17 protein-coding genes and 1 other annotated feature are annotated in these 19,049 nt (G+C 49.2%); of the genes, 10 read left to right on the top strand and 7 right to left on the bottom strand.

Translation table 11 applies throughout. The features are described 5' to 3' along the window. Positions 1–235 precede the first annotated feature (235 nt). Together AOA63_RS17390 and AOA63_RS17395 are read left to right on the top strand one after the other, a co-directional pair. Complete coding sequence (locus AOA63_RS17390; protein WP_278277084.1) at positions 236–805, top strand: sensor histidine kinase; 570 nt, start codon at positions 236–238, stop codon at positions 803–805. Continuing rightward, on the top strand, positions 736–1,485 hold the full coding sequence (locus AOA63_RS17395; protein ID WP_139061692.1) for a tetratricopeptide repeat protein: 750 nt from the start codon (positions 736–738) through the stop codon (positions 1,483–1,485). Before AOA63_RS17390 ends, AOA63_RS17395 begins: the two co-directional genes overlap by 70 nt. Before the next feature lie 171 nt (positions 1,486–1,656). On the opposite strand, the gene AOA63_RS20285 is transcribed toward AOA63_RS17395, so the two are convergent. Together AOA63_RS20285 and AOA63_RS20290 are read right to left on the bottom strand one after the other, a co-directional pair. Next, positions 1,657–2,088, bottom strand: a complete 432-nt coding sequence (locus tag AOA63_RS20285; protein ID WP_242848411.1) for a transposase — start codon at positions 2,086–2,088, stop codon at positions 1,657–1,659. 145 nt (positions 2,089–2,233) lie between these two features. Further along, entirely contained in the window at positions 2,234–2,386 is a 153-nt protein-coding gene (locus tag AOA63_RS20290) for a transposase (protein ID WP_242848412.1), read from the bottom strand. Positions 2,387–3,062: 676 nt separating this feature from the next. On the opposite strand from AOA63_RS20290, the gene fdhD reads away from it, so the two are divergent. Beyond that, positions 3,063–3,890, top strand: a complete 828-nt coding sequence (fdhD, locus tag AOA63_RS17405; RefSeq protein WP_053961037.1) for a formate dehydrogenase accessory sulfurtransferase FdhD — start codon at positions 3,063–3,065, stop codon at positions 3,888–3,890. Between the two features lie 52 nt (positions 3,891–3,942). Here fdhD and spoIIP read toward each other — a convergent pair whose 3' ends face one another. After that, positions 3,943–5,193 (bottom strand): stage II sporulation protein P, encoded by a 1,251-nt coding sequence (spoIIP, locus tag AOA63_RS17410; RefSeq protein ID WP_053961038.1) that lies wholly within the window; start codon positions 5,191–5,193, stop codon positions 3,943–3,945. 172 nt (positions 5,194–5,365) lie between these two features. Here spoIIP and rpsT point away from each other — a divergent pair, with 172 nt between their 5' ends. After that, positions 5,366–5,641, top strand: coding sequence for a 30S ribosomal protein S20 (rpsT, locus tag AOA63_RS17415; RefSeq protein WP_020376522.1), 276 nt, complete (start codon positions 5,366–5,368; stop codon positions 5,639–5,641). Positions 5,642–5,672: 31 nt separating this feature from the next. Here rpsT and holA read toward each other — a convergent pair whose 3' ends face one another. Further along, positions 5,673–6,653, bottom strand: coding sequence for a DNA polymerase III subunit delta (holA, locus tag AOA63_RS17420; RefSeq protein WP_053961039.1), 981 nt, complete (start codon positions 6,651–6,653; stop codon positions 5,673–5,675). Positions 6,654–6,757: 104 nt separating this feature from the next. Between holA and AOA63_RS17425 the strand changes: the two genes are divergently transcribed. Genes AOA63_RS17425 through AOA63_RS17435 form a run of 3 tightly spaced genes read left to right on the top strand, consistent with a single transcriptional unit; the run spans position 6,758 to position 10,922 of the window. Then, positions 6,758–8,584: a spore germination protein gene (locus AOA63_RS17425; protein ID WP_171822783.1), complete on the top strand. Its 1,827-nt coding sequence runs from the start codon at positions 6,758–6,760 to the stop codon at positions 8,582–8,584. After that, positions 8,571–9,707: a Ger(x)C family spore germination C-terminal domain-containing protein gene (locus AOA63_RS17430; RefSeq protein ID WP_053961040.1), complete on the top strand. Its 1,137-nt coding sequence runs from the start codon at positions 8,571–8,573 to the stop codon at positions 9,705–9,707. Before AOA63_RS17425 ends, AOA63_RS17430 begins: the two co-directional genes overlap by 14 nt. A gap of 48 nt (positions 9,708–9,755) precedes the next feature. Beyond that, on the top strand, positions 9,756–10,922 hold the full coding sequence (locus tag AOA63_RS17435; protein WP_053961041.1) for a GerAB/ArcD/ProY family transporter: 1,167 nt from the start codon (positions 9,756–9,758) through the stop codon (positions 10,920–10,922). On the opposite strand, the gene AOA63_RS17440 is transcribed toward AOA63_RS17435, so the two are convergent. Continuing rightward, the gene (locus AOA63_RS17440; RefSeq protein WP_053961042.1) at positions 10,923–12,173 is read right to left on the bottom strand and encodes a sensor histidine kinase; all 1,251 of its coding nucleotides are present in this window, start codon (positions 12,171–12,173) and stop codon (positions 10,923–10,925) included. A gap of 197 nt (positions 12,174–12,370) precedes the next feature. On the opposite strand from AOA63_RS17440, the gene AOA63_RS17445 reads away from it, so the two are divergent. From AOA63_RS17445 to AOA63_RS17455, 3 genes are read left to right on the top strand one after another with little or no spacing between them, the layout of a single operon-like run. Further along, positions 12,371–14,080: an ABC transporter permease gene (locus AOA63_RS17445; protein WP_053961043.1), complete on the top strand. Its 1,710-nt coding sequence runs from the start codon at positions 12,371–12,373 to the stop codon at positions 14,078–14,080. A gap of 13 nt (positions 14,081–14,093) precedes the next feature. Further along, positions 14,094–15,467, top strand: coding sequence for an ABC transporter ATP-binding protein (locus tag AOA63_RS17450; protein WP_053961044.1), 1,374 nt, complete (start codon positions 14,094–14,096; stop codon positions 15,465–15,467). Between the two features lie 35 nt (positions 15,468–15,502). After that, entirely contained in the window at positions 15,503–15,910 is a 408-nt protein-coding gene (locus AOA63_RS17455; protein ID WP_020376530.1) for an Hsp20/alpha crystallin family protein, read from the top strand. A 25-nt stretch (positions 15,911–15,935) separates the two neighbouring features. On the opposite strand, the gene AOA63_RS17460 is transcribed toward AOA63_RS17455, so the two are convergent. Together AOA63_RS17460 and leuS are read right to left on the bottom strand one after the other, a co-directional pair. Continuing rightward, entirely contained in the window at positions 15,936–16,208 is a 273-nt protein-coding gene (locus AOA63_RS17460) for a hypothetical protein (RefSeq protein WP_053961045.1), read from the bottom strand. After that, the gene (gene leuS / locus AOA63_RS17465) at positions 16,205–18,676 is read right to left on the bottom strand and encodes a leucine--tRNA ligase (protein ID WP_053961046.1); all 2,472 of its coding nucleotides are present in this window, start codon (positions 18,674–18,676) and stop codon (positions 16,205–16,207) included. Before leuS ends, AOA63_RS17460 begins: the two co-directional genes overlap by 4 nt. A 35-nt stretch (positions 18,677–18,711) precedes the next feature. Next, positions 18,712–18,901 (bottom strand) — a binding site (T-box leader). Between the last annotated feature and the right edge of the window lie 148 nt (positions 18,902–19,049).

Consider the following 19,049-nt stretch of genomic DNA (forward strand, 5'->3'; position numbering starts at 1 on the left):
GGCCCGGAGACGGGTCGTCTGATCTGGTCGTACTTATGTAATTCAACGAATTTCCCCGTCAGCGAAATGTGGATAAAGTTTGACGCTTACGTATGTGTGGGATTAACGTATGACCTTGTATGGGGCTGGCCGATCTCCGTCGACGGGCGACGGGGATCGGCGCCCGTCCTCGACCGCGTTAACGCTGATCGAACAGGAACAGCAGCGTTTGGCCCGTGACTAGCACGATGGCCCCGTGCAATTACTCACTAACCTGAGCATGCGGCTTAGTATGATGAACCGCTTAGTGGCTGTCGATCCCGCATTAGCCCATGAGGAATGGGAACGGTTGAACGACCGCCTGCGGGAGGCCATCAATTTATTGCGGCAAGTGTTGTATGATTTGCAACCCATTGTGTTGGATGAGGCCGGATTGGCTGGCGGGATAGACCTGCTGGTCCGTCGCTGGACCGAGGAGACGGGTATCGCCTGCACGTTGAACTGGCCGATTCCGGAAGCTGCCTGGCCGCTGTCCGCGGATGATAAGGTGGGTGTTTTTCGAATTTTACAAGAAGCGTTGGCCAATATTCACAAGCATGCTCAGGCGACCCATGTCACTCTGAGTGCCGAATTAACGTCCGAAGGCCTTGTCATCAAGCTTCGAGACAATGGCCGAGGGTTTGATCCAGCCGTTATGCATCCGGGGCATTATGGCTTGCATACGATGGCGCAGCGTGCAGCGTTGGTCGGGGCTTCGTGGCAGCTGGACACGGCCCCGGGAAAGGGCACGATCTGCCGTCTGCTGTGGGACCGGGCAGCGCTATGACTGCGGATGAGGCCATGGCCCGCGGTGACCAATGGTTTACGCATGGCTGGCTGGATGCGGCCCGCGAATGTTGGCAGCAGGTGGTAGCGATGGAGGGGGGAGCATTCCAACAGGCCGCAGCGTGGGATAATCTCGGCAAGGTCGCGGCTCGCCGGAGCCGGTGGGAGGATGCCGCCGATGAGTTTCGACGAGCATTGATCATCCTTCCCGGAGACGACACCGAAGGACGCATGCGCATTGCCATGCACCAGGCATTGGTTTGGACGCAAACGGGCCAAACCGATCTCGCGTATCGCCAATTATGGCAGCTCACGCACGAGGCGACGGCCGTATCTCCCCGCCTTCATACGCTGTTAGGACTCAATCTTGCCGCGGTCCAAATTGATTATGATTATCCGCATCAAGCCATCGCCACTCTGCACGCGGTGGCGCAATACTGGACGCCGGAGGATGAGCAACGTTACGGGTATTTCTGGCATACCAATTTGGGCGTCTGCCATGTGGCCCTACATCAATGGGATGATGCAAGCTGCCATCTGAAGGCGGCTTTGGCCTGTGCACCCACTCGTGATCGTCAGGGACCGGTTTTGGTCGAACGTGCGTTGGCAGCTTTTTATCGGGGGGAGGTTTTGGCTAGTCTTACGGATGCTCAACAAGATTATGGCCTAAAATTGCTGTAAAAAGCATTGAGCTTTCGCCTACGTAATCATCTGCTCGTTTTCATCATTTTCCGCAACTTTTGGTGGATATTCTTTCCTTAGCACCTGAATGGTTGCCCATTCATCCGCGTTAATTCCCACAACCCGCCCATGGTGGTGTGTGGCTCGAATGACAGTGCCGAAGATGCGCTTTCACGCACTCTTTTCCCTCCAAAATCGCGGAAGGATTTTAGTCCGGCGGCGTTCTTCCTCAAAACAGCGTTCGATACGATGCGTTGTCCGCACAATGATCCGATGTCGGACAGGGACTTTGCAATGCGCGAGCAAAGCCTCGTGGTCTTCTGCCAGCGATTTGGCGGCGTGGGGAAGTTCTTGCGTTAAGCGCTTTTGTACTCGATGAGAGGCTTCCAATCCTGCTGCGTCATCCACCGCGTCACGGATCGTATAGAGTAGCTGTTTCACGTCGCCCTGAAAGGCTTCAGGCACTCGACTCAGCACATTGCGGGTTTTATGCGCCCCACACCGAATGCGTATCGCATTCGGCCATTGCCGTTCAATCGCCTTAATCACCCCTGGAGCGCCGTCGGAGGTAACCGTTAAGGGCGGTTCCAATCCCCGCCGCACTCAATCCCGCAAAAAGTCGCGCCAGGCTTCAAAGCTTTCGGCTTGACCCACACTCAAACTCAGCAAGACTTTCTGCCCATTTGGCTAAAACCGCTTCATCGGGGGATCCAGAGCGACGCATCGATTCGTACACAGCATCGAGAAATCAATAGAGAATGGGAATATGCGCAAGCGATCGGCGTTGAAAAGCTTCGTATTCAGACCACAAGGCATCGGTGACTTCACTGATCGCGGTGCGACTCCATAAGCGCTCTCCTGTTGACGTGGTCAAAGCCGCCTCGATGTCGCGCGTGGACAAACCCCGGGCAGTCCATCTCCACAGCCAGGCGGTCCACGGTTGGGGTTTCCGTTAACCCCTCTTGGATGGCGGAATGAAAGGGTTCTGGAGTATTCCGGACTGGGGGGACTGCGACGGAAATCTCCCCTTCTGCTGTTTTTATCCGGTGTGTCCGATAACCATTGCGGTATCCTTGGGCGCCATGGCGCCCATCCCGTTCATCATGCCCGCGTCCTGAGACATCGGTGACTTCTTGTTCTCATAATGCTTGCACCAGTCGTTGGGCCCCTCATCGTAATAGCTCGCGCGTCACATCTGTTGCATCCGGTGTCAGGCCCTCCGTAAGAAGTTGTGGAATGGCTTCTTGAATTCGTTGTGATGGGGGTATTCTAGACAGAGAGAGTTTGAGCCTCCTTAATAGGATGTTTCGTCACGGACTATTGTCGCTCAAGCTTTCGCAATTTTACAGCAGTTTTTAGACATCACTGTTTTGGCGATCAAATGTCCAAAAGAAGCCCAATCCCACAACCAAAGTCAGGGTATACATGGCTAAAGTCACGATGAGCATTTCATTTCCCCCTGTCATCTTCAGATCATAGGAAGTATTCGCCTCGTCCGACAAAATATGCGAGTTCTTGACGCACTTGCGTATAGCTGATAGTAATGAGTGAGGACAACCGATAACGGGGGGATTTTCATGACATCATTACCAGCCAATTTTTTTGAAGACGCGGTTCGTATTTATCCGCGCCAGCACTATGCGCATGGACAGTGGCATCAAGAACCGGCGCAAGTGGTCATTGAAGAGCCTCTTACTTTATTTATTAACGGCCGGGAATTTGTCACCATGGTGGTGACCCCCACCGACATTCAAGAATTAATCGTGGGTTTTTTAGCCGCCGAAGGCTTTATCACCAACGCCGAGGAAATTCGGATTTTCCAATATCACCCCGATGATAAGCAAGTATGGATTCGGGTTCCCCATCTTAAAGCAGAGCAGTTGAATCAATTTGGCAAACGCTATTTAAGTGGATGTTGTGGGCGTGGGCGACCTGGCTTTTATTTTGCGGATGATGCGGACGTCGAGCCCCTTCATCTCCCCGCACTGCCCTATCACTTGGATGTCCAAAGAATTAATCACTTATTCCAGGAACTCACCCAATACACCCATCAACAGCATTCGGGGGGGCTTCACGCCGCGGGATTAGCCAACAATGAACACATGATGGCTGTCCGTTTTGATGCGGGGCGCCACAATGCCTTGGACAAACTGTACGGATACACCTTGTTGCATCAGGTTACCCGGGACAATAAAGTCATTGTTTTCTCCGGACGCCTCTCCGCTGAAGTCATTATTAAAACTGGGCGGATGGGCATCCCCGTGATTATTTCCAATGCCGCACCAACGACCATGGGCCTTGAATTGGCTGAGGCTTTAGGCATTACCGTGATTGGTTTTGTTCGCAATGATGAGATGAGCATCTATACGCATGAAGAACGCTTGTCCACGATGACCACCTTTTAGCGATGAGAACATCGTCGATATGCCGGTGGGATTTGGCCTGTAGTGTACGAGCTTAAGAGGGATACTGTTTGTCATGAATTACTTGACTGATGGCTTTAGCTAGGTCATTCACCGCATATCTTTCTTCGGCTAATGTGTTGTAAGCGCCTCCAATTTCTATCAATAAGTCTCCGGGTGCTAATTGCTGATTATAACGATAAGGAACCATATCAATACCATCACCTTGGAGGATGCCGGGCGCAATACTCCGCAAGTGATGGGCAATATGGATGGCCAGTTCCAAATTTTGATGCCAATACGGATTGGGTAACAATTTATTGCTACCCACAATTAATAGAATGCGCGCTGTTTTGACTCCATGAATCACCGCGGTTGTTTCATCTAAGGGTTTGTCACTACGATGAATATCCAACAAAATATGAACCGTGGGATACCATTTTAACAAGCGTTTGGCAGTATGGTAGGACTCATTATAACTGGGCAAAAGACCTTGGGACATGTTATCGACCCGGGATTGAACTACCGCAATCCCGCGGTTATTCAAATCTTGAGCCAACCACCATCCCACTTGCACCACGGTTTTGGACCAATCCGTGGAATAAGCAGTGGGGGAGTTTTTTGGTAAAGCGGGCCAAAATGCCTCATGGCTGTGAGTTTGATAAATGCCGACCAGGGGTTTTGCGCCCAGTTCCGCCCAAACCCGTCCCTGGTCACCGGGTAAATTGGCATCAATCGCATCTTGCTCTTTGGGACGGGGTAAAGGGCGGGAATGAGCCGTCAATCCCTCGACACGCGAAGGGACCTGGCTTAAGGCAGGAATTTCTGTCCGCAAAATACGCTCCAAACTATTTAACTCAATCCCCGAGATATCGGCCAAAGCCGTCATAATAATCGAACGAATGTGCCAAGAAAAGGGATGGGAGGATTCTTTTGATATCTTCGCAAGCGGTAATCCTTGGTCTAACCAGCTAATCAAGGTCGACCGATTATTTTTCCATTTTTCCAGGTTGCGGCTCAGCCAAGACGTCTTCGTGGGGATGCCGACGTGACCTGTGACCGGCAATGCCGGACCCGTTCGGGCCGGGACATTAAAAAAAATTATTCCGGCTAATCCTAGGACACCCGCATATAAGCCAAGACTTGTCCACGGTATCCGCTTAGGCAAGAATGGTTGAAAGGGTTTCTCACGGTCTATTCCTGCAACACGCAAACGTCTTTTCCAGTCCTTAGGCCGTTTAGACCTTCCCGGGGTCCAATGAATCCAAATGACCCGCGGCAATCGCCAACGAAACGGTCGACGCATACGGCTTCCCTCCTCACTAATATGTATGGTAAATCTTGGACAAATAGACCGGGTCTGTACCCGCTAGTTTTCGCTTGACTCGAACAGCCAAAGATCTTGGGAAAATCGCTGGATATAGAGACTTTACCCAGGCTTTGGACCATGCTATAATCAACCGTCAGGAGGTATAACCGTGGCCAATATTAAGTCTGCCAAAAAGCGCATTAAACAAACACAGGTTCGGACGTTACGCAATAAGATCCGGAAAACCATGGTACGAACGGCTGTACGGCGCTTTGAAGATGCCTTAAACCGAAATGATTTAGAGTCTGCTGAGATGGCTTTACGTTTTTGCTATGCTCGTTTAGACCGGGCTGCACAAAAGGGTGCCATTCACCGAAATGCCGCAGCTCGTAAGAAATCTCGGTTAACGCAGCGCCTGAACAAACTGAAATCAGCGTCTGCTTAAAAGGAGAAAAACCCCGCTGATTCGGGGTTTTTTATTTTATCGCATCCTTTCCGATTAAGGCCAGATAGCTGAGCACCCAAGTTTCAGGATCGCCAAATCCCGTTTTAAGCGCCCTGTCCACGAAAGCTGCACGATGTAATAAATCATGTAATTCGTTTAATGACCAGTACTGCGAGTATTGCCAAACTTTCTTGGCGGGAAATTCCTTCATCCCTTCCTGCCGCGCAAATTCTTGCACGGAAATGCCTTGTTGCCTGGCTTTTAAGGCCCGGTGCAATTTAATTAAGTGCCTAACCGCGACGATAAAAATCAAAAGTGGTGCTTTCCCTTCTCGCAATAAATCCTCTGTTTGTGCTACCGTCTTGGCCGTTTGACGCTGGGCTAAAGGTTCGGTGAGCCGCCATAATTGCGTATCATGAGGCAACGGCGGAACAAACTGACGCACACTCTCATCGTCCCATTTGCGAGTGGGATCATAGAGCGCCATTTTATCCAGTTCATATAACACTTGTTGCTCATCATGTAAGACCAGTTCCGATAACAACTCCACCGCTTCAGATGTGAGCTTTAACCGGCGTTTTTTTACTTCTTGATGCACAAAACGCCGAAAAACGTTCGGAGAAAGCGGCTTGAGTTCGATGGTCCGAGTGGGGCCAAATGCTTTGATCAGTGAGGGGCTTGGTTTTCTATCCCACACAATCAATAAGGCTTCAGGATCCGGATGTGTGAGATAGGCACTTAAACTCTCGTCTTTTTTGGTCCACATGGCGTCCTTGACCACCACCATGCGGCGTTGGCTGAAAAATCCTGTTGTGCGCAATTCCATGTCGAGTTCAGCCCAGCTATTCACTTGATCTTTGATGAGAAATCCATCTTGATATCCCGCATCCAAAAAGCGTTTGCGAACGCCTTCAATCCAGCGTCGCGCCCAATAACTATGGTCCCCATGCAAGAGATAACAGGGCGCAAGATTTCCGTGTTCCACAATCGCCAACGCTTCCACAATATCCACGGTTCCAAACTCCTTATGCATAAACCCTGTCATTAGTGGCCACATTGTACCAAAGAACGCAGACGCAAGAAAAGATCACCAAGGCTTTCGGAAGGAGGACAGACATGTGGCCATTTTCTGGGAGTAAACGCCGCATTCATCATACCCCGGCCCCCAAGACATGGGTTATTGAAGATCATCTGGATGACCCTAAACCCTTAAAGACCCCGCCCGGCAGTGAAAAACTTATGGACAACATGGTAACCACCCAGCAAACATTAGAAGACATTACGGGGGTCGACTTGGGACTTTTGCAAGATCTCATTACCGAAACCAAGACCTTTGCCAAAGAGCTCGAAACCTTAGAAAAAACGGTCAAGCAACAAGGATCGGCTACGCAATCATTAGATACCTATAATGGCAGTGTCGAAGATGCCTATAATATCTTGCAAAATACGGTGGGACAATCGCCCGATGTCATTATTCGTCGGTTCTTTCTCGGTCGAAAGCACCGCGTTCCCGCACTTTTGGTGTTTAATGATGGCTTAGCGGATAACCAGATGGTGGATCAAGATACCATTTTTCTGATGCAGCGTTACCAAAATGCGGAGGAACTCTGGAAGGATGGTCCCAAAATCCATCAATACGTCCATGATTCCATCGTTTCGGTAGGGCATGTGACGGTGGAAAATCGATGGACCAAATTGTTGCCGGACATGATGGGAGGTAATACCCTCGTCTTTATCCAGGGCGCATCCCAAGTCTTAGTGCTCGATACGGTCAAATATCCGGCCCGGGCCATCGAAACCCCCGATACGGAGCGGGCCGTGAAAGGGCCTCAAGAATCCTTTAATGAAGTGGTGCTGACTCAAATGAATTTGATTCGGCGTCGCATTAAGAGTCCAGCGCTACACTTTGATCCTCTCAGCATTGGCTCCTATACCAAAACAGTGGTCATTATTGCCCACATTGAAGGCATTACCAATCCCGAACTGGTCATGTCAGTCAAACGCCGCTTACGTGGGGTAAAACTGGATGGGCTACAGTATTCAAACGCGTTGGTCCCCTATCTTACCACCCATCCCATGTCCTTGTTTCCGCAAGTGCGTTCCACTGAACGCGTGGACATTATTGTCCGAGATCTTCTTTTAGGAAAAGTGGCTATTTTAGTAGACAACACTCCTTACCCATTGACCGTTCCCTCCACGTTCATGGACTTTTATCAAACCACCGATGATTATACCGGGAATTTTTGGGAAGCATCCTTGGAACGCCTGGTTCGTCTCTTTGGGCTTTTCGTGGGTCTGTTACTACCGCCTTTCTATGTGGCTTTTGTGTCTGTAAATCCCGACTTACTGCCATTGAAGCTTGTTATCACGATTGCCGGTTCGAGGGAATCGGTCCCATTTCCGCCGGTACTAGAAGTGTTAATCATGTGGATTATTGTAGAAGTGTTGCGGGAAGCGGCCATCCGCTTACCCAAAGAACTCTCAACCACACTCGGTACCGTCGGCGCCATTGTGGTGGGAACCGCTATCGTCAAAGCCGGAATTGTCGATAGTATCATGATTGTCATCATCACTTTAACAGCGCTCGGATTATTCACCTCGCCGGTTTATGAGATGGCCACACCCTGGCGAATTTTGTTCTGGGTGCTAGTATTTGCCGCATATTTCTTAGGACTTTATGGCATGGTCCTCGCCATTATGATGATCTTGGCCCATTTAACCAGTCTAGAGAATTTTGGGGTAGCCTATTTATCCCCGTTTGGGCCTATGCGGCTTCGAGACTTGCAAGATTCTTGGCTGAGATTGCCCTTATCATTTCTCAAGAAGCGGCCAAGCTACCTGCGCCCTGTCAAAACACGCAAAATGGGCGCCAATATTCCCAAACCAATGAAAAATCCGCAACTCTACACGACGCAACAGGACCGGGTTGATGATGACGTTTAGAAAAGGACCTGCATCTTGGAAAAAGATATTGCTTCTGCTTCTTTTGGGAATAGGTCTTACCGGATGCTGGGACAATCGCCCTGTCGATTCCAGGGCCTTAGTGTTTACCCTGGGATTAGAACCCAGTTCCAATCCCAATGAATTCCGGATGCTCTTTCAGTTTCCCACGCCTCCCGCCATGGCCAAATATTCCAAAGGTTCAGGGGGAAGTTCAAGCACTCCGCCCGTTGCTGATGCAGTGGGTCAAGGCAAAAGTGTGGCCCAATGTTTTAATGCGGCACAATCCCAAGTATCAAGGGATTTATATCTTGGCCAAATCCAGCTTATTGCCATTTCTACTCATCTCAGTGCGCCCCTATTAACCCGGGCTCTTGAATCCTTGGAACGTATCGGCACCCTAGACAAAACGCCCTTTTTGTTTGTAACATCTCAACCCTTAGAAAAAGTGGCATCAGTGGACACCGACCAAGAAGACTTTCCAACCCTATACTATGTGACGCTCTTTTCCTGTCAACGCTGTCAAACCGATGCCTTGGGAGTTCGATTATGGCAATTTGCCGCCAATGCCGCCACTCCCGGAATCGATCCCTCTCTGCCTCAAGTCACGGTCGATGCAAAAACCAAACAAATTGACGTCAATCGTATCGCGCTATACCAACATCTGCGTTATGTCGGAACATTAGACGCCAACCAAACCATGACGTTCGGCTTATTGAAAGGAGAAGCCCACAAAGTTAGCTTATTCCTGCCCCGTCAACAAGCGACATTAAGAGCGATCCATGGACCAAGCCATCTCACTGTCAAGGAACGCAACGGCATTGTCTATGCAACATTTTATCTGAAATTGTATAGCACCTTAGAAGGCATTAAAACTCAAACAGAAACAGAAGGTCAGCTCGCTGAATTATCTCGCGAAGGCTCCGCTGTTCTCGCCCACCGTTGCCTTGCCTTGTTGCAAAAAACACAAAAAATGGATGTCGACCCCTTTGGCGTCGGCCGAAAATTCGACTGGCGTTATCCCACGGAATTTACAGCATTTAAGCACTGGCATCAAGAATATCCGAAAGTCCATATGAGCGTCCATGTCAACTTAAGAATCGACAAAATGGGAGACATTAAATAGTACCAACATTCTGGAATGATCCGGGAGCAAGAAAGGAGCGATGTGGACATGGATTTCGGAAAAAGTCAGCGCCTGCCCCGCATTTCCGGATTGCAATTTGGAACGGTCGTCACTGCAGGGTATATGGCTATGGGCATCTTTTACTTTCCCCGGCAAATGGTTACAGCAGCCGGGCGTGATGCTATTTGGTCTTTTTGGCTCGAAGGTTTGGTGACCTATTTTCTTATGCGTTTAACCTTTGCCATGAACCGGCTAGTTCCCAATGAGACCTTGGGCGAATTTGCCCCCAAAATTGTTTCAACCCCTATCGGTCTTTTGATCGGGCTGTATACGGTGGTCTATCATCTCGCGCTCGCTATTGTCGCGGCCGTCTTATTCGGCTATGTTTTGAGCAATATTTTTCTCCCTGATACTCCGGTATGGGGTGTAACCGGAGCGCTCGTCCTGACCAGCTTATATATTGCCTCTCTGGGCATTTCTTCGCTCGCTAGGACTTTGCAGTCCGGTTATATTCCTATGGTACTTTTGACATTGTTAACCTTGGTCCTAGCGATGGGGGTGATTCGTCATCCTATCTTGTTGGAACCGCCCGTCAATATTCAGGTGATTCCCATCTTGCAAGGCGCATACCGGGAATATTTTCTCTTCATTGGATTCGAAGTCAGTGTCACCCTCTATCCTTTTATCCGCAATGAAGAACGGCGCAAGGGCGAGCGCTTTGCATATCTTGGACTGGGTCTTATGGTATTGATCGGAACCGTCATGTACGAGGCGACAATGGCCACTTTTGGTCCTGCCTTCATCCCCCTGATGCGTTGGCCTATTGTGAGTCTCATGCGCATTCTGGCCGTCAATGGGTTTTTTGTGAGCAAATGGGGTATGCTGGTCGTGGTGCTGTGGACCGTTGCTGTGGTGGCCTTTATCGCTATTCGCTTATGGTGCTTGGCTCATGATATGGCGGCCATGATTCACTGGCACTCGCGCTATAGCTATCCGACATTTTTATTGATCGGCGCCGTTATTATCTTTATTTTTTCCATTTGGATTCCCAACGCCAAAATCACTGACTACATTACGCAAACCTTTATATTACCCCTAGGCTTTTTGTATTTGCTTGGCATTCCGTTATTAATTTTGACAGTCGCCCATTTTCGCAAACCCACCGTCAGGAAATTACGCCAGAAAACCGAGCCCGAACCGCCCACGCCCGGCTAATCAATTGGGTTCAGGATATGGCAAGATAATGGTCACGGTTGTGCCTTCTTGGCGACTGGATGAAATGTCAAGACGACCCTGATGAGCATCCACAAGTTGTTTGATAATAAACAGTCCTAGCCCGTGTCCATCCTGCTTCGTTGTCCGCCGTTCTAAAAATAAAGTGCGCATAACCTCATCGGGAATCCCATAACCATTGTCATGAATCCTAATATATTGCCACGTGTCGTCTTGTTCGACAAAAACGGTAATTTGGCCACCTTCTGGCATCGCCTCGGCGGCATTTTTAAAGACGTTTATCAATATCTGTTCAAACCGATCAGGGTCCACATAAATACGGTCTTCAGGAGAAAACCGCGTTTGGAGCTGCAACTTCTCAGAGGTGGTTGTGCGAATAACTGACCATGCCTTATCCACTAATGTGCTCACTAAGCACCACTGTTTTTGAATTTCCTGGCTCCTCGACAACCACATGAGATCGGATGTTAAGCGGGACAAACGATCAATCTCCCCCATGGCCCGCGATAAATATTCTTTCGCTGGTCCCTCCGCCACCTGCATAAGCGCCAGTTCCACATAACCACTTAAGGCTGCCAGGGGATTACGCACCTCGTGCATCATGGCCGAGGCAAACTGCACAGAGATTTTATCTTGCTCAATAAGACGCTGTGGCACCGCCTCAAAAATCACCCACGGATAGTGAGTGTGAATACGAATCTCAAAACCCTCTTGGGTCAAAGCAAAAAAGGACTGCTGACCCCTACGTATCACCACGTGCCAGGGAGGCAACCAAGCCACCGAGTTCCAGCGTTGCCCCACAATGTTCTCCCCAAGAAGCAGGCGTGCATGATAATTCACCAAAACGAATTGTCCGTCTTGAGCGATAGCAATTCCTGTTTGTAAAAAATCACCGGCTAGACCGGAAAGATTATCGGACACCCACAATAGATAGCCTTCCACAGTGCCCGTGAGATTGCGGACGGGTTGGCTCTCCACAGTTACGTTAACACCAGAAGACAAAACGACCGGGTCGAGACGTTGGTATTCTTCTGTTTCAACAACCTGACGAAGTAAGGCCCGTACGGTTTTACGATTGGCGGAAAACCATCTGGCATAACGGTTTCTCCACACAATGTGACGGTTGGGTGCCACAAACAATATGGGTAACGGAAGACGATCCAGAACCTCTTTGCCCACAAGAAAGTCATTAGTTACCTGGATATGGGGCAAAATATGAAACGTATGAGGCACGCTGGCGCATCTCCTGTCCTATGGTATCAGATAGAAACCAATTTGATATTCGACGCAAGTTAAAAAAAGTCCTTCTCTCGCTTCCAAGAAAGTTGTTCGTCAATCATAAACTTCCGAATGCCTGTTAAATAGAGTACGATAGAGAACGTGACATGTACAGGCGAATAAATTTGGCAGTGGACCCAAGGGGTGACCATATGGCTGATAAAGGAGAAAATCGGGGCGGCTTTCATTACGCGGATATTCTGGTTGGAGCCGTCATCATCGCAATTCTTTCCCTCATACTCGCTTGGGCCACCCATGCCCATCATTACCGTCCCGAAACCGGTGGGATCTCACTAGCGTATGCAAAACTTCCTCTCTATGCATTATATTCATGGTTGCGCATGTTCTTTGCCTATCTTCTCTCTATTATATTTACATTTGTTTATGCCTATCAGGCTGCCTATAACAAACGGGCAGAAAAAATTTTGATTCCTTTATTAGATATATTACAGTCCATTCCCGTCTTATCGTTTCTTCCTGTGGTCCTTTTAGCGTTTATCGCCTTATTTCCGGGTTCCCGTCTCGGAGTCAATTTGGCTTCGATTTTGCTGATTTTCACCGGGCAGGTATGGAATATGGTCTTCGCCTTTTATCATGGGCTCATTACCATTCCCCGCGATTTGAGAGAATCAGCCCTATCGTTAAATCTTTCTCCCTGGCAGCGCTTTCGCACCCTGGAACTTCCTTATGCGATGGTGGGATTAGTATGGAATTCCATGATGTCATGGGCCGGCGGCTGGTTCTTTTTGATGGCAGCCGAAATGTTTTCGCTAGGTAACCGCAACTACCAATTGCAAGGATTAGGCTCGTACCTGCAAACAGCAGCCAATCAGGGAAATTGGAACAAGGAAATTTGGGGATTACTAGTATTGATTGCCGTTATTGTCGCCATGGATCAATTGGTCTGGCGCCCTTTATTAGCCTGGTCAGACAAGTTTAAAATGGAACTGGTGGAAGGAGCGGTAAAACCGCGTTCTGCCGTGTTGATGATTCTGCGGCGATCGATTTTATTGGAATGGCTGGGCCAAAAAGTGTTTGCTCCCGTGACGGAGTGGACCGATCGCCTTTTCAGCCGAACGCTTCCGAAAATTACCCATAAACAACCGGTGGAAAGTCTTATGGGTCTTCTTCGCTCACTACTTCTTGCCTTCTCCCTTATTGCACTATTCAGCGCATTAGAAGGGGCCTTTCACCTCATGGCTCACTGGACGTGGTCACAAGTCCTGATGGTGTTATTAGCCGTGGGCGCCACCCTCTTTCGCGTCATGATGTCCTTACTCATCTCGGTGTTATGGACGGTACCTGTCGGTGTATTCATTGGTTCTCATCCCAAATGGGCCCAGGCATTAACGCCGATTACCCAAATTGCCGCCTCTGTTCCCGCCACCGCATTGTTTCCGGGGCTTGTTGCCTTATTAATCGGGCTACATGGCGGTCTCCAAACGGCGTCAATCCTTCTGATGGTTCTAGGGACCCAATGGTATATTTTGTTTAATGTCATTGCTGGGGCATCGGCCATTCCTGAGGATTTACGTGAAGCCACCGTAATGTTCCGGTTAAAAGGCTGGCAAGCATGGAAAACATTAATTCTGCCCGCCATCTATCCTTATTTAATCACCGGACTCATTACGGCTTCGGGCGGTGCCTGGAATGCGAGTATCGTAGCCGAATATGTAAGCTTTCATAATCGTACCTACACCACCTTTGGTGTCGGTTCGTTAATTGCTGAAACCTCCCAAAAAGGGCAGTTTTCTCTGCTTTTGTTGGCTACAGGGACACTGGCATTAACCGTGGTCCTGATTAATCGATTAATTTGGCGGCCATTATATAACCGAGCTGCGGAACGCTATTCCTTGTCATAAGTGAGGATTGATTATGAATCATGCACCCCATGTTGAAAAAAACAGCCTAATCCGTCTCTTAGGCGTGACCAAGATGTATGAGCAACCCGATAAGTACGATATTCTGGTACTCGACGACATCACCTTGGATATCTATCCTGGGGAATTTGTGGCACTCTTAGGGCCTTCAGGCTCGGGAAAGTCCACATTACTCCGTATTATCACGGGGCTCTCTCATCCTTCTTTTGGCACGGTTTTATACCGGGGGCGGCCTGTCACCGGCCCCAATCCCAAAGCTGCCATGGTATTTCAGTCTTTTGCCCTATATCCGTGGTTGACGATTTTACAAAATGTCGAACTGGGCCTGGTCGCTAAAGGGGAAAATTTAAAGGCGCGGCGGGAAAAATCCCTGAAACTCCTCGATTTAATCGGGCTCAATGGTTATGAGGATGCCTTTCCCAAAGAACTTTCGGGGGGAATGCGCCAACGTGTGGGATTTGCCCGGGCGCTTGCCGTTGACCCGGAACTGTTGTGTATGGATGAGCCCTTTTCAGCACTCGATTTTTTGACTGCAGAAAATCTCCGGTCGGAACTCCTGGATTTATGGTTGGAATCAAAAATTCCGACAAAAGCCATTTTAATGGTCACGCACGGAATCGAAGAAGCTGTGTTTATGGCCGACCGAATTGTTATTTTATCGAAAAATCCCGCGCGCATTATTGCCGATTTGCCCGTACCGCTTCCCTATCCCCGTAACCGCAAATCCCTGGAATTTATCGATCTCGTGGACTATGTCTATAAAGTCGTAACGGGACGTGACGATGACAAACGTGCAGACACAGAGTCGAAAGATCACACGGCCCATAGTGTCATGACGGATCGTGCCACCTTGCAACCAATTCCTTATGGCCATTTGTCGATGTTAAGCGGCTTATTAGAATTAGTAGCCGATCGCGGCGGTCAAGACGATTTATATCATTTAGGCTCGGAATTGTTTTTAGAGGTCGACGATTTATTGCCCGTCACCGAAACCGCAGAACTCTTTCATCTCGCTGATGTCAAAGAAGGGGACCTCACGTTAACGGATTTGGGTCGCCAATTTGTCGAGGCCGACGTGAATGAACGCAAACGAATCATTCGCGAGCAATTGCGTGATGTGCCACTTTTTCGGCTTATTGACCGGGTTTTGCGCAGTAAAGCCAATCACGCCATGCCTAAAGAATTTTTCAATGACATTCTCGAAGAACATTTTTCCGTAGACGAAGCCGAGCGTCAGCTGATGACAGCAATTAACTGGGGGCGTTTTGCCGATTTATTCCATTATGATACCGATACCGAACTCTTGTATTTAGCTCTTGACCAGCAAGAACAAGATAATAATGGCACCGTTCCGTTACAAGAAAAGTGAGGCATTGGGACATACTCTTATCGGAGGTGATGACTATGCTCATGCGCTGGGATCCTACTGATATCCAGCACTTCCGCAATGATATGTCCCGCGTCTGGAACCGGATGCGTGACGATTGGAATCTTGATGACACCAAGCCACGGACCCATTTACACCAAATCGAAAATGGGTATATGGCGGAATTTGAACTACCTGGGGTCGACCCGGATTTAGTCAACATCGAAGTCGATGAGGAATCAATTAGTGTTAAGGGAACATTCCCTGCCTCGCCCTTGGAACAAGATAAGCGAGAAGGAGAAGAATTTCAAGCCGTGGTGGGCTTTCCCACCGAAATTGATCCCGAATCTGCAGAGGCGGAGTACAAATATGGCTTGCTCCGGGTCAAAGTCTATAAGGCCACGGGCCGCCGTAAGAAAATCAGCATTAGTAACGCTGCTCACTAAATCACATAAGGGGCCATACGGCCCCTTATGTTTCTGGTTTATCAGGAGGCTTACGTTTTTTGCCCGAGAAAATGCCGGCCATTACCCCAATGAGAATGCCTCCCAAAAGAGGCTCCCAGCCTTGTGGAGGGGGTCCGACCCAGATTACCGAAGAAGCCTCCGCTAAAAGGGCACCGAGTCCGGCGACAATCATAGTCCAAACAATGGAAATTGGACCCTGGGGTCTTAATGCACGACCGAAAATCGCCCCGATGACCGCGGAACTGACCGCGATAGCTAAAGCTAATGTCGTCCTCAACGGATAACCACATTAACAAGACGCCCGGGTACGGCAATGACTTTAACAATTGTCCGTCCTTCAGTGAGTGTCTTGATTTTTTCATCAGCCAATGCCAATTCTCGCAGGGTCTCGGGAGTCATATCCACTGGAACAGTCAATCGGCTACGCACCTTACCATTGATTTGTAAAGCAATGGTCACCTCTTCGTCTTGCAACCACTTATCGTCATATTGCGGCCACGACGCCCAGTGCACACTTGTGTCGTGCCCTAATTGATGCCACAGTTCTTCGGCTAAATGCGGAGCAAATGGCGCCAACAACCTCACTAAAATCCCTAAGATCCGGTTTTGGTCCTCCGTATTGAGAGCATCTATATCCAGGTATAAAGCATTCGTCAGCTCCATTAAGGCGCTAATCGCTGTATTAAAAGCCCGGCGTTCGCCGATGTCCTCAGTGATTTTTTTCACCGTACGGTGTACGACCTTGCATACCCGGGTTTTAGCCTCTTCCGACGAAGGTCCACTATATTCAGGCCGCGCCTTCATCACTAAACGATAGACCCGCTGTAAGAACCGGTAGGCACCTTCGACGCCTTGCTGCGACCATTCGAAATCTTTATCCGGGGGAGCGGCAAACAGCATGAATACCCGTGTAGCATCACTGCCCCATTCTTTCATGATGTTTTCCGGGCTTAAAGTATTTCCCTTCGATTTTGACATCTTGGCCCCGCCATAAACCACCATGCCTTGCGCCAACAGGCGCTTAAAGGGCTCATCGACCGACACCCAGCCAGCATCATAGAGAACTTTGGTAAAGAAACGGGAATATAGTAAATGGAGTACCGCATGTTCTTTACCACCGACATATTCATCCACGGGCATCCAATAGTCGACATCTTTCTTGTTAAAAGGCCGAGGCGCATTGGGCGATGTAAAGCGGTAGTAATACCATGATGAATCAACAAACGTATCCATGGTATCTGTTTCTCTGGTAGCAGGTCCCTGACAAACCGGGCACGTCGTTTCCAGCCAGTCTTTAGCGCCCGCCAAGGGCGAAGCTCCCTGACCCGTGAACTCGACATTGGGCGGCAAAAGCACAGGCAATTGGTCCTTAGGAACGGGAACCGCCCCACATTTTGGACAATGAATGATGGGAATCGGCGCCCCCCAGTAGCGCTGCCGGGAAATCAACCAATCCCGCATGCGGTAACTAACTCGGGGCCCTCCTTTCCCCTGTTCTTTTAACGCACCCGCAATCGCAGCTTTCGCTTCCTGATTATCAAGCCCCGTAAAAGGTCCGGAATCCACTAATTTTCCCGGTCCACTATAGGCTTGCTGATCAAAGTCCTCGCCAGGATTTTCAGGTTGGACCACGACTTTCATGGGCAAGTGATATTTTTGTGCATACAAAAAGTCGCGCTGGTCGTGCGCCGGCACCCCCATAACCGCCCCGGTTCCATAATCGACCAATACATAATTCGCAATCCAGATTGGCAATTTCTCCCCGGTTAAGGGATGAATTGCGTAACTCCCCGTAAAAATGCCCCGTTTTTCCGTATTTTCGGCCGTTCGCTCAATATCGCTATGGACCCGTTCTTCCGCAATAAACTGCCGAACTTTATCGGCCTCCGGGTAATCCGCGATCAGTTGTTCAACCAACGGATGTTCCGGCGCAAGAACCACATAGGTAGCGCCATATAAGGTATCGGGGCGGGTTGTGAATACCGCTATCTGCTGGCCAATACTGGGCACATCAAAAACTACTTCGGCCCCAATGCTTTTTCCGATCCAATTTAATTGTTGGGTCTTAATTTCTTGCGGCCAGTCTAAAGCATCTAAGGAGGTTAAGAGCCGCTCCGCATAATCCGTAATACGGAAATACCACTGCGTCAAATCGCGCTTCGTCACTACCGAATCACAACGCCAACACAAGCCGTCCTCCACCTGTTCGTTGGCTAATACGGTTTCACAACTCGGACACCAATTGACTGCGCCTTCTTTTTGATAGGCTAATCCTCGTTCGTAAAACAACAAGAATAATTCTTGGGTAAAACGATAATATTCGGGTTCGGATGTGGTCACTTCACGCGACCAGTCGAATGACAAACCCATTTGTTTCATCTGTTGTTTCATGTACGCAATATTAGCCATCGTCGAAGTACGCGGCGGAATGCCGTTTTTAATGGCCGCATTTTCAGCTGGCATCCCAAAGGCATCCCAACCCATCGGGTGCAACACATTATAGCCTGCCATGCGCCGGTAGCGGGCGATCACATCACCGAGCGTATAGACCCGCACATGGCCCATGTGCAGGTGCCCGGATGGATAGGGAAATTGCTCTAAACAATAAAATTTTTCTTTGTCAGAATCCCTTGTTTCGTACAGATGTTGGTCTTCCCAGATCTTTTGCCATTTTTCTTCGACCGCGCGCACATTATAGCGATCGGGCGAAGAAATCGTGGAAGATTGTCCTTCCTTGATCGTCATGGTGTTCCCTCCAATAAAAAAGCCCCTGTCTACGCAACAGGGACGAGAATTAACCCGCGGTACCACCCATTTTAGTGCTCTCAAAGCACTCTCTTAAACCAGCGATAACGAGCTGAATCGTAGCTTTCACACGGTGAGTCAAAGAATCTAATAGGACTAGCTCACACCATCCGCTAGCTCTCTGGTACCTTTCGGTTCTTTTAGGTCCGTGGTCATTAAGCTTCCTCTATTTTTATCAGGATAATTTTACCCTGAAATTCTCAACAAATGCAAATGCTCCACAAGTTCCCTGGTGGGATGCATAAAATCCTGGAATTTTTTTGGAAGGCAATAAAGGATTTCACCAGTTCGCAACGAAATGGCATAGATTAAA

The organism is Sulfobacillus thermosulfidooxidans (assembly GCF_001280565.1).
Taxonomy (GTDB): domain Bacteria; phylum Bacillota; class Sulfobacillia; order Sulfobacillales; family Sulfobacillaceae; genus Sulfobacillus; species Sulfobacillus thermosulfidooxidans_A.